Raw genomic sequence first — 14529 nt, forward strand, 5'->3', positions numbered from 1 at the left:
CCCTGGACGAACGAGCTTTCCCACCCGCCCACCCGGTACCCCGCAGTCGGGAGCGCTCGTGAGGGGACGTGCCGGTATTTCCGCCCGGAGCACCGTTCGCGGCGCTCCGGAGGCGAAGTAGCAGAGCGGCCACCGGGCGATGGCGAGGACGGACATACCGGCGCGGCGCCGCCCCCAAAGCGAACCCGTACCGCCGTGCACCCGCCCGGCAGCCACCACCCCCGTAGCGCTCCCGCCGAGAGAGGTCTATCGTACGGGCCCAAACGAACGTCAGCCCGCGCCGAAGGAGCCAGCCCCATGGCCGGAGTTCAAGGATTCTTCCCGCCCAGGACCGCCACGGGCCGCTCCTCCCTCATCCCGGCCCCGCCCTGGCACTACTCGGGCGACCTGCTCACCGTCGAGTACCGCACCGACCCCGCCCGCGTCCGCGAACTCCTCCCCGCCCCGCTTGACCTGGCCGCCGAAGACCCCGGCGCCGTAGCCCTCATCTGGGCCGACTGGCAGTCCTGCGGGGACTCAAGGGCCGAACTGCTCGACCCCGTCCGCGCCCAGTACAAGGAGTGCTTCGCCGTGGTGCGCTGCGCTCACCGCGGCCGTACCTACTCCCGCTGCGTCTACATCTGGGTCGACAAGGACTTCGCCATCGCCCGCGGCATCCACCAGGGCTACCCGAAGAAGCTCGGCTCGATCCACCTCACCCGCCCCCACCCCTTCGGCCCCGCCCCCCGCATCGAGGAGGGCGCCGCCTTCGGAGCCACCCTCGCCGCCGCCGACCGCCGCCTCGCCCAGGCAGTGGTGACCTTGCGCGAGCCCTCCGAGACGAACGGCTTCGTCAACGCCCACCCCATGGCCCACCACCGCCAACTCCCCGCCATCGAGGGGAAAGGCCTGGCCCTGGACGAACTCATAGCGTCCGGTGCCGCCTCCTTCGAGGGAGGCCAGGCCTGGTCGGGCGAGGCCGAGCTGGACCTCTTCGACGCACCCACGGAAGAGCTGGCCGGGCTGACGATCGAGGAGCCGATAGGGGCGTACTACCGCCAGGTCGGAGTGACGTGGAACGGCGGCACCCTGCTGGAGACAGGCCTGTAGCCAGGCATCGAATCCCAGCTATTCCCCAGCCCCAGCCCCAGCCCCAGCCCCAGCCCCAGCCCCAGCCCCAGCCCCAGCCCCCGCCCCGATCCCCGCATAAACCTCCGGCCGAGCCCCCCGCAGCCAAAGCCCCCAAGCAACCCCCACCGCCGCAGCGACGAGAATGAGGCAGGGCAGCACCCACCGCAGCGGATTCCCGGACGAAACCCCCAACTGCACGCTGAAGTTGGTCAGCGCGAGCCAGAAGAAGACCGCGAGCGCGACGCCCGAGAGGAGCGGCGCGATCAACCGGTGCCACACCGGCTCGACCAGATCGCGGCGCCGCGCGAAGTAGGCGATGACCGAAGCCGACGTGGCGAGCAGGAGCAGGATCACGCCGAGGGCGCCGAGGTTGGTCAGCCAGGTGAAGACGTCCATCACCGGATCGCGCCCGGCGAGCGCGAAGACGCCGATGACGACGACGCCGACCAGGGTCTGGAGCAGGGAGCCTCGGTACGGCGACCCGTACCGAGGGTGGATCGCGCCAAGCCCGCGTGGCAGCACACCCTCCCGGCCGAGCGAACGAACGTACCGGGCAACGGCGTTGTGGAAGGAGAGCAGCGCCGCGAGCAGGCTGGTGATGAGGAAGAGCTGCGCGAAGTCGGAGAAGGCGGTGCCCAGACCACTGCTCCGGTCACTGAGGAAGAACAGCATCTCGGGCCCCTGCTCGGCCGCGACCTTCGTGGCCCGCCCGGTACCGGCCCCGCTGATCATCGCCCACGCCGTGACCGCGTAGAAGACACCGATGAGCCCGACGGCGATATAGGTGGCGCGCGCCACGGTACGGCGAGGGTCACGGCACTCCTCGCTGTACAGCGCCGCGGACTCGAAGCCCATGTACGCGGCGAACACACAGCACAGCGCGACCCCGAGCGACCCGTCCGTGGCGGCGCCCCAGGTCAGCGGAGTGGTGGAGATGCCCTGCGGGGCGTCGGCGAACTGCCCGATGTCGAAGACGAGCACGGTGCCGAACTCAAGCACGAGCAGCACGGCGAGCACCTTCACGCCCAGGTCCACGCGGAGATAGCCGAGTACGCCCACGACGGCCGTGCACGCGAAGACCAGCGCCCACCAGGGGATGTCGAGCCCGGTCTTGGAGTCGATGAACTGCGCGGTCGTCGCCCCGAAGAGCCCGGCGATACCGATCTGCATGGCGTTGTACGCGAGCAGCGCGACGAACGCCGCGCCGACACCGGCGGTACGGCCAAGCCCCTGAGCCGTGTACGCGTAGAACGCTCCGGCGCCCGTGATGCGCCGGCTCATCGCCGCGTACCCCGCGCTGAAGAGCGCGAGGACGACGCCGACGAGGAGGTAGAGCAGGGGTATGCCGAGGATTCCGGTGACACCGAGGGACTGCGGTATGCCACCGGCGGCCACGGTCAGCGGGGCCGATGCGGCGACGACGAAGAAGACGATGCCCGCGACGCCGATACGGCGCTCGGGGGCGGCGGGGAGGACGGCGGGGGAGCCGGACCCGGAGGCCGAGGGTATGGGCGATGCGGGCGTGGGCGCGGGCGCGGGCGTGGGTGTGCCGGGGCGGTCGACGGTCATGACGGGACTCCGGGGAGGGGAGGGCCTGGGAGAGAGGGGAGAGGGGAGAGGGCGTATCCGCTGGAAACGCGTTATCGTTTGAGCCCGTACGAAATTCGAGTGGCGCTGATGGTACGGACGCGCATGCGCCCCGGCAAGAGGTCTTGGGAGACTGGGGGCGCGCAGGCGCCACCGGCACCAGAGGGACGAGGAGATACGGACGTGACGGGCTACCGCTCCATCCGCGAGACCGAGAAGGCGGTCAGGGCCAAGCTCGGCGGCACCCCCGTCAAGTACGAGCAGATGGCCGCCGTTTCGAACATCTACCGCGCGGCGTCGGCCGTCCGGCAGCACTTCGAGAACTCCGTACTGCGCGGGGCCGAGCTGACGTGGACGTCGTTCGTGGTCCTGTACGTGGTCTGGATCTGGGGAGAGATGGAGACGCGGTACGTCGCCGAGGAGGCCGGCATCTCCAAGGGCACGCTGACCGGGGTCGCCCGGACCCTCGCGGGCAGGGGCCTGCTGGAGCGCCGGGGCCACCCGGACGACGGACGGCTCGCGCTGCTGCGCCTGACGGAGGAGGGGGAGCGGCTGATGGAGAAGGTGTTCCCCGCCTTCAACGCGGAGGAGGCGTTCGTCGCCGACGGCCTGACGGACGAGGAGTGCAGGACCCTGGCGGACCTGCTGCGGAAGATCGTGGTGCAGACGGAGGAGAAGGGCGACGAGCGCAGGCTGGAACTCCTGGACGGCGAGCAGCCGGTGCCCCGCAGGAGCGGACGACGCGCCAAGGGGTGAGGTGCCTGGGGGGAGGCTTCGAGCCGACTCCGAAGCCTCGGGCGCCGTTGATCACCGGCTCCGCCGAGTTCGTCCTCAAACGCCGGACGGGCTGAAATCGCGTAGCTCTGCCGCTTGAATGAGCCCCCCGAACAGCTCCTGCTGGGCCGAGTCCGCGGCTGCCGTGTCCTCCGGGTGCCACTGCACGGCAGCGAACCACCCGTCCGCACCCGGCAGTTCAAGCGCTTCCACGGTCCCATCCGCTGCCCACCCCGTAGCTACAAGCCCCCGCCCGAGCCGCTCCACACACTGGTGGTGGAAGCAGGAGACGGACACCGACTGCGCGCCGCCCAGCGCACGCGCCACCACAGAGCCCGCGGCAACCCGCACGGGGTGCACCACATGTCGATGCGCCCCCTCCACCCTGCCTCCGTCCCCGTCCCCGTCCCCACCCATGTCCTTGCCCCCACCCATGTCCTGCCGAAGCGATCCCCCCAGCGCCACGTTCACCACCTGCAACCCCCGGCAGACCGCCAGCAGAGGCAGGCCGCAGGCCAAGGCACACCGAGCCAAAGCCAGATCGAACGCGTCCTGCGCGTCGTCCACGTCGTACACGGCCCCGTGCACCTGGACCCCCTGCGCCCCGGCGTCGCCACCGCCGCCCCCGTACCGCCACGGCGCCATGTCCCCGCCCCCGGGCAGCAGCAGCCCGTCGCACCGCGCGAGCCGTGCCGCTGCCTCCCCTGCCGGGCCCGGCAGCATCATGAACGGCTCACCGCCCGCACGGAACACCGCCTCCGCCAACGCACGGGCCGTCACCACGGCCTCGTACCGAAGCGCCGAAGTCGACGCCGCGTATCGCTGCGGCAGGGCGATCAGCGGGCGGGGGCGGTGGGGGTGGCCGGGGCGGCGGAGCCTCACAGTTGGATCCACGTCGTCTTCAGCTCCGTGTACTTCTCCATCGCGTGCACCGACTTGTCCCGGCCGTTGCCCGACTGCTTGTAGCCGCCGAAGGGCACTGTCACGTCGCCCTCCTCGTAGCAGTTGACCCACACCGTCCCGGCCCGCAGGCGTCGCGCCACCGTGTGCGCGGTCGACAGGTCCGAGGTCCAGAGGCCGGCCGCGAGCCCGTACTCCGTGTCGTTGGCGAGGGCGACCGCCTCGTCGAGCGAGGCGAAGGTGAGGACGGAGAGGACCGGGCCGAAGACCTCCTCGCGGGCGAGCGGCATGGCGGGGGTGACCTGGTCGAAGACCGTGGGCGCGAAGTAGCTGCCGCCGGGGACGACTTCGCGGTGTATGCCCCCTGCCCGCAGGCGCGCGCCGCTCTCCGTGCCTCGGCGCACATGCTCCTGGACGGAGTCCACCCGTGCCGCGCCCGCCAGCGCGCCCATCTCCGTGGCGGGGTCCAGCGGATCGCCCACCCGCAGGGCCTCGGCGCGCTCGACGACCGCCGCCGTCACGTCCTGGGCCACCGACTCGTGGACCAGGAGCCGCGAGGGCGCCGTGCACATCTCGCCCTGGTTGAAGAAGATGCCCCAGGCCGCGATGGCCGCCGCCGCGGCGAGGTCGGGGGCGTCGGGCAGGATGATGTTGGGGGACTTGCCGCCGAGTTCGAGCCAGACGCGCTTGAGGTTGGAGTCGGCGGCGTAGTGGAGGAACTTGCGGCCCACCGCCGTGGAGCCCGTGAAGGCGAGTACGTCCACGTCCGGGTGGCGGCCGAGCGCGCGGCCCGCGGTCGGGCCGTCGCCCGCGACGACGTTGAGCGCGCCGGGCGGCAGGCCCGCCTCGTCGGCGATCCTGCCGAGCAACAGGGCGGACAGGGGCGTGAGTTCGGACGGCTTCAGGACCACCGTGCAGCCTGCCGCCAGCGCCGGTGCCACCTTCCAGGCCGCCAGGGTCAGCGGGAAGTTCCACGGGACCACCGCGCCGACCACACCCGACGGCTCGCGGGTGACGAGTGCGAGCGCGCCGGGGTCCGTGTGCGGGGCGGTGTCGGTCAGCTTGTCGGCGAGCTGGCCGTACCAGCGGAAGGTGTTCGCCAGGGCGCGCAGTTCGACGGCGTACGACTCCGTGATCGGTTTGCCGTTCTCCAGAGTGACCGTGAGGGCAAGAGCAGAGCGGTGCTCTTCGATGAGAGCGGCGATCCGCAGCAGGGTCCGCCCCCGGTCGGCGGGGGAGAGGCGCGGCCACGGACCGGTGTCGAAGGCGCGGCGAGCGGCGGCGACCGCCAGGTCCACCTCCTTCTCGCCCGCGTCCGCGACCAGCGCGAGCGTGCGGCCGTCGCGCGGCGAGACGACGGGGAACGTGCTTCCCGAACCGTCCGCGTCCGCGCCCGCGATGCGGTGCCGGGTGGGGAGTACGAGCGCTTCGGCCCGGCGCAACCAGCCCTGATGGCCGCTGGTGGCGGGGTCGTGGGCGCCGGTGGCCAGGGCGTCTTCCGGCATGGATTCCTCCTGGGGAGCCTTGGGGTGCGCGCCTTGGGGTGCCTGCGGGTGCGGTGAGGTGCCGTGGCATGCGTACGGAGGTAGGCGCCAGCAAGGGCACGCGCGCCCCTCGTTTGAGTTCAAACGGTAGCCGAACGGGGCGACCCTATCGAGGGGTTGACCGCGTCACCCCGTCGCTCCTAATGTTGTTTGGGTTCAAACGAACTGGAGGAAGTCATGGCTCCCCCCGTCCCCGCGCCACCGGCGAATCCCCCGCACACGGCGACCGTCGCCGGTGTCCCCGTCGACACCCGGCACTGGATCGGCGGCAGGCGCGTCGCCTCCGAGGTCACCTTCACCGACCACTCGCCCCTCGACGGCGGCCCGCTCGCCGAGATCGCCCGCGGTGGGGCCGAAGAGGCGCGGGCGGCCGTGGCCGCGGCCCGCGAGGCCTTTCCCGCCTGGGCCGCCACCCCGCCCGCCGAGCGCGCCCGGCTCCTGCACGCCGTCGCCGACGGGGTCGAGGCCCGCATCGAGGACCTCGCCGCCGTCGAGACCGCCGACAACGGCGCCCTCCTGCGCTCCCACCGCCGCGGTGTCATGCCCCGCGTCGCCCACAACCTCCGCTACTTCGCCGACCGCCTCCTCGCCCTCGCCCACGACGACTTCGAGACCAGGGGCCACACGAACCACGTGAGCTGGGACCCGGCGGGCCCCGCCGTCCTCATCACGCCGTGGAACGCCCCGCTGATGCTGGCCAGCTGGAAGATCGGGCCCGCGCTCGCCGCCGGGAGCACCGTCGTCCTCAAGCCCGCCGAGTGGACCCCGCTGACCGCCTCGCTCTTCGCGGACATCGCGCACGAGGCGGGGCTTCCCGCCGGGGTCCTCAACGTGGTGCAGGGGTACGGCGCGGAGGTGGGCGAGCCGCTCGTCGCCGACCCCGACGTGCGGCGGATCAGCTTCACCGGGTCCGTGCCCACTGCGCGGCGGATCGCCGTGACCGCGGGCGCGCGCCTCGTGCCGTGCAGCTTCGAGCTGGGCGGCAAGTCCCCGCTGCTCGTCTTCGCCGACGCCGATCCGGAGCTCGCGGCCGACCTCGCCGTCGAGCAGTTCGACAACGCGGGGCAGGTCTGCCTGGCCGCCACCCGCATCCTGGTCGAGGAATCCGCACGGGACGCTTTCCTCGGGCACCTTCTTGACCGGGTAACAAAGCTGACTCAGGGAAATCCGCGCGACGAGACCACCGACGTCGGGCCCAACATCCACCCCCGGCACGTCGAGCGCGTCGACGGATTCGTGCGCCGCGCCCTGGACGCGGGAGCGAAAGCGGTCACCGGCGGCGGCCGCAACACCGAACTCGGCGGGAACTACTACCTCCCCACCCTCCTCACCGACGTCGCCCAGGACTCCGAGATCGTGCAGGAAGAGGTCTTCGGGCCCGTCCTCACCCTCCAGACCTTCCCCGACGGCGACGAGGACGAAGCCGTGCGCCTCGCCAACGGCACCCGCTTCGGCCTCGCCGCTACCCTCGCCACCGGCGACCGCGAACGCGCCGACCGGATCACGGCACGGCTCGTCGCCGGCACGGTCTGGGTCAACTGCTTCTTCGTACGCGACCTTTCGGCGCCCTTCGGCGGCTCACGCGCTTCGGGCATCGGGCGCGAGGGCGGCGACTGGTCCTTCGACTTCTACTGCGACCTGAAGAACACGGTGACCGCGCCAGTGGGGTCTGCCCTGCCCGAGCGGAGCCGAGAGCTTGGGGAAGGATGGGCCCGCCATGGGTGAGATCGTCGGGGCGGGGCTTCTCGCCCACGTGCCCACCATCGTGCTGCCCGAAGAGACCCGCAAGGAGCTCAACGAAGGCCGCGAGATCAGTCTCGTCCCAGGACTGCGGCGGCTGCGCGAGGAGGTCTTCGAGACCCTCGGCCACGACACCGTCGTCGTCCTCGACTCGCACTGGGCCACCACGGTCGAGTTCGTCGTCTCCGCGCACGCGCGCCGCGCCGGGCTCTTCACCTCGGAGGAGCTGCCGCGCGGCATGTGCCGGATGCCGTACGACTACCCCGGGGATCCCGAACTCGCCGCCTCCATCACGGAGTTCGCCGACCGGCACGGGACGTGGATCACCCCGATCGACGACCCGTACCTGCCGGTCCACTACGCCACGATCAACCTCTGGAAGTACCTGGGCGAAGGCCTCCCGGACAAGAAGTGGCTCTCGATCGGCGTCTGCCAGACCGGCGACACCGAGGACCACCTGCGGCTCGGCCGCGCACTCGCCGACGGGATCGCCGCGCTGCCCGACCGCAAGGTCCTCCTCGTCGCGTCCGGCGCGCTCTCCCACACCTTCTGGCCGCTGCGGCAGCTGCGCGCCCACGAGTCGAGCGAACCGTCCCACATCCGGACGCCCCAGGCGCGGGCCGCGGACGAGCAGTGCATCGAGCGGCTCGAACGCGGCGACCACGCCGAAGTCCTGGGCACGATGCCGGAGTTCCTCACCCACAAGCCCGAGGCGCGCTTCGGCCACTACCTGATGATGATCGGTGCTCTCGGAGAAGAGCGGTGCTCCGCGCCGGGCCGCGCCTACAGCGCGTACGAGAACTCGGTCGGCACCGGCCAGATGCACCTGTGGTTCGACCGCCCGCCCCAGGGATGGACCGCCGTCCCCGACCCGAGTGAGGCCTCCCTCGTATGACGACGACCGTCGAGTACCGCCGCATCCTCCTCGAAGGCGCCGCAGTCCAGGTCGTGCGGGAGGGGGACGAGCTCGTCGCCGCGGACGGACGCCGCGTGAAGGCGGCGGACGCGAGCCACCTGCCTCCCGTGCGGCCCTCCAAGGTGATCGCCGTCCACCTCAACCACCGCAGCAGGGTGGACGAGTTCGGCGTCGGCCTGCCGCCCGCCCCCACCTACTTCCACAAGCCGGTCTCGGCGCTGAACGCCCACGGCGGCGCGGTCGTCCGCCCCGAAGGCTGCAAGTACCTCAACTACGAGGGCGAGATCGGCATCGTCATCGGGCGGACCTGCCGCAACGTCGCCCCCGCCGACGCGGGCGCGTACATCGCGGGCTACACCGTCGCCAACGACTACGGACTGCACGACTTCCGCGACACCGACGCCGGTTCGATGCTCCGGGTCAAAGGCTCCGACACGCTCTGCCCGCTGGGCCCCGGGCTCGTCACCGGCTGGGACTTCCGCTCCAAATACCTGCGGACGTACGTCAACGGGCAGCTGGCGCAGGACGGTTCGACGGACGAGATGCGGTGGGACATGCACTACCTCGTCGCCGACATCGCCCGCACGATCACGCTGGAGCCGGGCGACGTGCTCCTGTCCGGCACCCCCGCCAACTCCAGGCCTGTCCGGCCGGGAGACGTCGTCGAGGTCGAGGCCGAGGGCCTCGGCCGCCTCACGAACCACATCGTCGCCGGCCCCACGGCCATCCGCTCCGACGTCGGCGCGCAGCCCACGGAGTCCGAGGAGGTCGTCTCGACGGCCTTCGGGGGCGACTGGGAGTTCCGCGGAATCCGGCCCCCGCGCCGCTAAGTACCTTTCCTCGCAAGGGAGTTCATATGCTCAAGGTGACTGTCGACCTGGACGTCTGCCAGGACCACGGGCAGTGCGTCTTCGCCGCGCCGGACGTCTTCACGCTCGACGAGAGCGGCCGTCTCGCGTACGTCGAATCGCCCGACGACGCCCTGCGCGCCGACGCGGAGGACGCCGCCGACGTCTGCCCGCTGCAGGCCATCCGGGTCGAGGGCTGACCGGCCGTGGCCACGGCGGGAATCGCTGTCGTCGGCGCGTCGCTCGGCGGACTGCGGGCGGCGGAACAGCTGCGGGCCGCGGGGTGGGCAGGGGCGATCACGGTGTACGGGGACGAGACCCATCTCCCTTACAACCGTCCCCCGTTGTCCAAGGAGGTCCTCGCCGGTGAGGCTCCCGCCACGGCCACGGAGCTACGTCATCGACCCAGCATCGGTGACGTCGAATGGCTGTTGGGCACGGCGGTCGAGTCCGCCGACCTGGCCGCGCGCACACTCACGCTGGCCGACGGTTCGGTCCACGCGTACGAGGGTCTGGTGGCCGCTACAGGGGTGCGGCCACGCAGGCTTCCGCTGGCCGGAGGGCCACCGCGGCATGTCGTACGGACGCTGGAGGACTCGGCGGGCCTGCGCCGTCAACTGGGTGTAGGTGTACGGGTGTTGGTGATCGGGTCGGGCTTCATCGGCTGCGAGGTGGCGGCCACGGCCCGCAAGGCGGGCTGTGAGGTGACCGTCGTCGCGCCGGAGGCCGAGCCGATGATGCTGGCGGTGGGGGAGGCGCTGGGGCGGGTGCTGCGGGGGCGGCACGAGGCGCGGGGGGTGCGGTTCCGGATGGGGCGTTTGGTGTCCGAACTGCGTGAGGGCGGAGTGGTGTTGGACGACGGGAGCGTGTGTGCCGCCGATGTCGTGGTCGAGGCGGTCGGGTCGGTGCCGAACGTGGAGTGGTTGCGCGGGGGTGGGGGCGCGGGGCTCGGCCTCGATCTGACCGACGGCATCCTCTGCGACGCGCATCTGCGCATCGGCGGGCTGCCGTACGCCGTGGCCGTGGGGGACGTGGCGCGCTTCCCGAACCCTCGGTACGGGGAGGTCGCGCGGCGGGTCGAGCACTGGTCGATGCCTGCGGACTGTGCGAAGCATGCGGCGCGGGTGCTGGTGGCGGGGCTGGGGGGTGGGGCTTCGGCGACGTCGCCTGCGTCGATGCCGGACGGCTTGGCGCCGTTCGCGCCGTTGCCGTCCTTCTGGAGCGATCAGTTCGATGTGCGGGTGCAGTCGTTCGGGCTGCCGGGGGTGGGGGAGCGGGTCCGGCTGCTGGAGGGGGATGCCGGGGCCGAGGAGGGGGACGTGGTGTTCGGGTATTACGTGGGGGAGCGGTTGGTGGGGGTCGTCGCGCTGGGGGGTGGCCGGGCGGGGGGTCTGGCGGGGCGATATCGGGGGGAGCTGATGGTGGTGCCGGAGGCGGAGAAGGTGCCGTAGGGGCTATCCCTGCGGGGCTTTCCCCAATGCCGCCCCTTCCCGAAACCAAGGGGCTCCGCCCCCTGGACCCCAGACAAGATGGCCTCGAACGCCGGCCGGGCTGGACATTTCAGCCCCTCCGGCGTTCGAGGACGAGCTCGGCGCGGCCGGCGATGAGGGCACGCAAGGCCCCGGAGCGCCGAACCCCGCTACCCACCCACCGCACTCAGCAGCGCGAGCGGCGCCGCCGCCGACCGCGACTCCCGTACGCACGCGTGCGGATACGGAACCGGCCCCGGATAGGACTCCCGCCCGTACCCCGCGATCACCTCCGGCAGCCGGTCGCCGCCCCGGGACGCCGCCGCCACCAGGCCCCGTGCCACCGCCCGCGCCTCGTCGTGGAGGCCGTAGCGTGCCAGCCCCAGGGTGATCAGGGCGTTGTCGTGCGGCCATACCGAACCCCGGTGGTAGGACAGCGGGTGGTAGGCCGGTTGGCCCGCGGCCAGGGTGCGTACCCCCCAGCCCGAGAAGAAGTCCGCTTCCAGGAGGCGGCGGCCCACCGTCTCCCCGTACTCCTTGTCCAGGAGCCCCGACCACAGCAGATGACCGGCATCCGAGGCCAGCGCGTCGACCTGCTGTCCCTCGCCGTCCAGGGCCAGCGCGGGAAAGCCCCGCGACGGCATCCAGAAGTCCCGCTGGAAGCGGTCCCGCAGGTCCGCCGCCGTCTGCGTGAGCAGGTCCGCGTACACGTCGTCGCCCCAGACCGTGCGCGCCAGCCACGCCGTACGGCCGAGCGCGTCGTACGCGTAGCCCTGCGCGCCCGCCGCCATCACGGGGCCCGTGGCGCGGCTGCCGTCGGCGGAGCAGATCGCGCCGGGGGAGTCCTTCCAGTTCTGGTTGGCGAGGCCGCCCTCGTCCGCGCGGTACACGAGGTAGCCGCGCGAGGTGAGGCCGCCGTGGTCCAGGAGCCAGCCGACGGCGGCCCGCGCGTGCGGCTCCAGGCGGCGGGCCAGGGCCGTGTCGCCGGACTGCTCCGTGTACGCGCCGAGCAGGACCAGGAACAGCGGGGTCGCGTCCACCGACCCGTAGTAGCGCCCGTACGGCACCTGCCCGAAGTGCGCCAGCTCCCCGTACCGCACCTCGTGCACGATCTTGCCCGGCTGGGCCACCGCACCGTCGGTGGCCTCCGTCGCCTGGGCGGCGGCCAGCGCGGGGAGCGTCGCCGCGGCCAGGCGCGGCAGGTAGGGGAGGGCGAAGAGCGAGGTCAGCAGGGCGTCGCGGCCCAGCAGCGTCACGAACCAGGGGACTCCCGCCGCCGGGACGCTCAGCGCCTCGCCGTCCGGTCCCGACGCGGATACCTGGAGTACGGCGAGGTCCGCGAGGCCCCGCCGGCACGCCGCCGCAAGGTCCGGCCAGCCGCCGGGGATCTCGATGCCCGATGCGAAGTCTGTTTCCAGGGAGTCGAGTTGAGCGGCCGCTTCCTTCGGGGTCGCCGGGACGCGTGGCCCCGGTGCTCCGTGCGGGTGCGCCGCGACACGCAGTGCCACCTCTGCTGTGCCGTGCGCGTCCAGGCCGAGGGTCCACACGAGCCGCCGTGCGCCGGTCCCGGTCTCCTCGACGGCGTCAGGGGCGGGCTCCGCCGTCACCGTCGTCCGCGAACACCACTCACGGCGGCGGTAGGCGAACTCGATGCCCCGGATCTCCTCGCCCTCACCGCCGCCGATGACCTTGCGCGACCTGACGGCGCCCGTCTTCGCGTACGTACGGTGGTCCGAGCGCAGCTCGAACTGGTCGGTGAAGTCGGCGTCCACGGTCAGCGCGAGGCGTACGGTCGTCGGCACCGCGCGATTGCACGTGACGCGCAGCGACTCCACGAACGCGCCGTCCGTGACCGCCTGTTCGCGGAAGAGCGTGCAGGACGCGGGCTCCTGCCTGCCGCCACGCGGGACGAGGACGCACCGTGCGACACCCGCGTCCGCGTCGGTGTCCGACACCGGTGCGAGGATCTCCGGGACGGCCCCGTCGACCGTCAGCTGCCAGCGGCTCAGGTGCCGGGCGTCGCGCACGAAGAGGCCGTCCGGAGCCGTGCCGCCCCGCACCCCGCTGATGTCGCCGCCCGAGCCGAGCACCGCGAACGTACCGCCCCGCACCAGTGTCTGACGCCGATCATTCATCCCCGAACCCCTCCCTGGTCGCCGTCACGGCAGGCGCCTCGGCGGGCCTCCCGTGCGGCTCCTCGTCACGCCCGGCGGGATCGTCGAGCAGCAGATCCAGGGCGAGCGCGGCGCTCCAGCCGAAGCCGCGCGCACCGCAGCCCCGCCCTGTGTACGGGTCCACGTACTCCGCGAACCCGGATTCCCCGGCCACATCGAGCAGCGCACGCCGCAGGGCGTCGGCCCGCGCACGCTCGCCGTGCAGCCGAAGTCCGCGCTCGAAGAGCCAGTTGGTGTTGAACCACGCGGGCCCGCGCCAGTACCGGCGCGGGTCGAAGGCGCTCCCCGTGAGGTCGTAGCTCGGCACGAGCCGCGCGGGCCCGCCGAGTCCGAAGTGCGGTCCGCACGCGGTCCGTACGAGTGCGGTGGCGACGCGGCGGGGCAGTGCGGGCAGGATCAGCGGGACCAGACCGCCGACCCCGCGCTCCGGCACCAACTCCCCGGCAGGATGCCCGGAGCGCAGGTCGCGGCAGAGGAAGAGGCCCCGCGCCGGGTCCCACAGGCGCTCCACGAGGGTGCTGGTGAGGGCCGCTGCCCGGATCTTCCGCGTGGCGGAGGCCTCGTGCAGGCCCAACTCGGCCTCGATACGCGCCAGTGCGTACTCGGAGGCGATCAGGAGCGCGTTGAAGGAGGGGTCCTCGACGGCGAACTCGCCTGCCCCGTCGGCGTATCGGCCATCCCTGTAGTCGGCGGCCAGACGTACGTATCTGCCGTAGTCGAGATCGGTCGGCCGGTCCTCCGGAGCGCCGTGGTCCAGGTCCGCGCGGCGGTACGCGGCCGGGTCCGCCGGGGCCACGCGGCTCAACGGTGCGTCCCAGCAAGGGCTGTTGTCCATCCCCTGCTCCCAGGGGTGGATCACGGAGGCGAGGCCCGCGCCGCCCGCGTTCCTGCGCTCCAGCAGATAGCGGTGCCAGGCGGCGAGCCGAGGGTGGGCGCGGGCCAGGAACGAGCGGGCGCGGGAGAGGCCGGGGTCGGCCCGGTGGACCAGCCAGACGGCCAGCGCGTGGACCGGCGGCTGCACGATGCCGGAGGTCTGCACGGCACCGGGTGCCCCGGCGGCGCGGCCGACCGTGGTGGAGCGCCAGAAGTCGGGGCTGGGAAAGTAGGCGTCCAGGGGGACGGAAGGGTTGAACACGATGTGCGGTACGCGGCCGTCGCCCCACTGGGCGGCGAACAGCGTGTCCAGCTCCAACTGGGCCCGTAAGGGGGAGAGATGGCGAAGCCCGATCGCGATGAACGCGGAGTCCCACGACCACTGGTGCGGATAGAGCTCCCGGGAAGGGACCGTCGACGTACCCGTCCAGTTGGCCCGCAGGACATCGGCGGCACGCTCGCGCAGCGAGGCCGGGGTGCGGCGGGCGGTGAGCTGGGCTGTGCGGCCCATGTCCGTGCGGTCCACGCGGTTCTCCCCGAAGGGCTCTACGCCCTGTCAGTTTGGTGGTGCCCACTCTAGAGTTACGTCTACTT

At 72.3% G+C, this 14529-nt stretch carries 12 protein-coding genes; 7 read left to right on the top strand and 5 right to left on the bottom strand.

The window, feature by feature from the left end; translation table 11 throughout:
- The first annotated feature begins 297 nt into the window (after positions 1–297).
- The gene (locus tag ACFUPX_RS18850; protein WP_383323235.1) at positions 298–1089 is read left to right on the top strand and encodes an acetoacetate decarboxylase family protein; all 792 of its coding nucleotides are present in this window, start codon (positions 298–300) and stop codon (positions 1087–1089) included.
- Positions 1090–1107: 18 nt separating this feature from the next.
- Here the strand turns inward: ACFUPX_RS18850 and ACFUPX_RS18855 are convergent, their stop codons facing one another.
- Positions 1108–2679, bottom strand: coding sequence for an APC family permease (locus tag ACFUPX_RS18855; protein ID WP_383323238.1), 1572 nt, complete (start codon positions 2677–2679; stop codon positions 1108–1110).
- 201 nt (positions 2680–2880) lie between these two features.
- Here ACFUPX_RS18855 and ACFUPX_RS18860 point away from each other — a divergent pair, with 201 nt between their 5' ends.
- Positions 2881–3453: a MarR family winged helix-turn-helix transcriptional regulator gene (locus ACFUPX_RS18860; RefSeq protein ID WP_383323241.1), complete on the top strand. Its 573-nt coding sequence runs from the start codon at positions 2881–2883 to the stop codon at positions 3451–3453.
- 75 nt (positions 3454–3528) lie between these two features.
- Here ACFUPX_RS18860 and ACFUPX_RS18865 read toward each other — a convergent pair whose 3' ends face one another.
- On the bottom strand, positions 3529–4365 hold the full coding sequence (locus ACFUPX_RS18865) for a gamma-glutamyl-gamma-aminobutyrate hydrolase family protein (protein WP_383323243.1): 837 nt from the start codon (positions 4363–4365) through the stop codon (positions 3529–3531).
- The gene (locus ACFUPX_RS18870; RefSeq protein WP_383323246.1) at positions 4350–5876 is read right to left on the bottom strand and encodes an aldehyde dehydrogenase; all 1527 of its coding nucleotides are present in this window, start codon (positions 5874–5876) and stop codon (positions 4350–4352) included. Before ACFUPX_RS18870 ends, ACFUPX_RS18865 begins: the two co-directional genes overlap by 16 nt.
- Before the next feature lie 216 nt (positions 5877–6092).
- On the opposite strand from ACFUPX_RS18870, the gene ACFUPX_RS18875 reads away from it, so the two are divergent.
- From ACFUPX_RS18875 to ACFUPX_RS18895, 5 genes are read left to right on the top strand one after another with little or no spacing between them, the layout of a single operon-like run.
- Entirely contained in the window at positions 6093–7640 is a 1548-nt protein-coding gene (locus ACFUPX_RS18875) for an aldehyde dehydrogenase (protein WP_383323249.1), read from the top strand.
- Entirely contained in the window at positions 7633–8550 is a 918-nt protein-coding gene (locus ACFUPX_RS18880; protein WP_383323252.1) for a 3,4-dihydroxyphenylacetate 2,3-dioxygenase, read from the top strand. Before ACFUPX_RS18875 ends, ACFUPX_RS18880 begins: the two co-directional genes overlap by 8 nt.
- Positions 8547–9401 (top strand): fumarylacetoacetate hydrolase family protein, encoded by an 855-nt coding sequence (locus ACFUPX_RS18885; RefSeq protein ID WP_383323255.1) that lies wholly within the window; start codon positions 8547–8549, stop codon positions 9399–9401. Before ACFUPX_RS18880 ends, ACFUPX_RS18885 begins: the two co-directional genes overlap by 4 nt.
- Before the next feature lie 26 nt (positions 9402–9427).
- On the top strand, positions 9428–9619 hold the full coding sequence (locus tag ACFUPX_RS18890; protein WP_383323258.1) for a ferredoxin: 192 nt from the start codon (positions 9428–9430) through the stop codon (positions 9617–9619).
- 6 nt (positions 9620–9625) lie between these two features.
- Positions 9626–10870, top strand: coding sequence for an NAD(P)/FAD-dependent oxidoreductase (locus ACFUPX_RS18895; RefSeq protein WP_383323261.1), 1245 nt, complete (start codon positions 9626–9628; stop codon positions 10868–10870).
- 188 nt (positions 10871–11058) lie between these two features.
- Here ACFUPX_RS18895 and ACFUPX_RS18900 read toward each other — a convergent pair whose 3' ends face one another.
- Both ACFUPX_RS18900 and ACFUPX_RS18905 read right to left on the bottom strand, forming a co-directional pair.
- Positions 11059–13023 (bottom strand): glycogen debranching N-terminal domain-containing protein, encoded by a 1965-nt coding sequence (locus tag ACFUPX_RS18900; RefSeq protein ID WP_383323263.1) that lies wholly within the window; start codon positions 13021–13023, stop codon positions 11059–11061.
- Complete coding sequence (locus ACFUPX_RS18905) at positions 13016–14446, bottom strand: hypothetical protein (RefSeq protein ID WP_383323437.1); 1431 nt, start codon at positions 14444–14446, stop codon at positions 13016–13018. Before ACFUPX_RS18905 ends, ACFUPX_RS18900 begins: the two co-directional genes overlap by 8 nt.
- Between the last annotated feature and the right edge of the window lie 83 nt (positions 14447–14529).

Origin of the sequence: Streptomyces sp. NPDC057302, from assembly GCF_042667685.1 — a bacterium.
GTDB lineage: Bacteria > Actinomycetota > Actinomycetes > Streptomycetales > Streptomycetaceae > Streptomyces.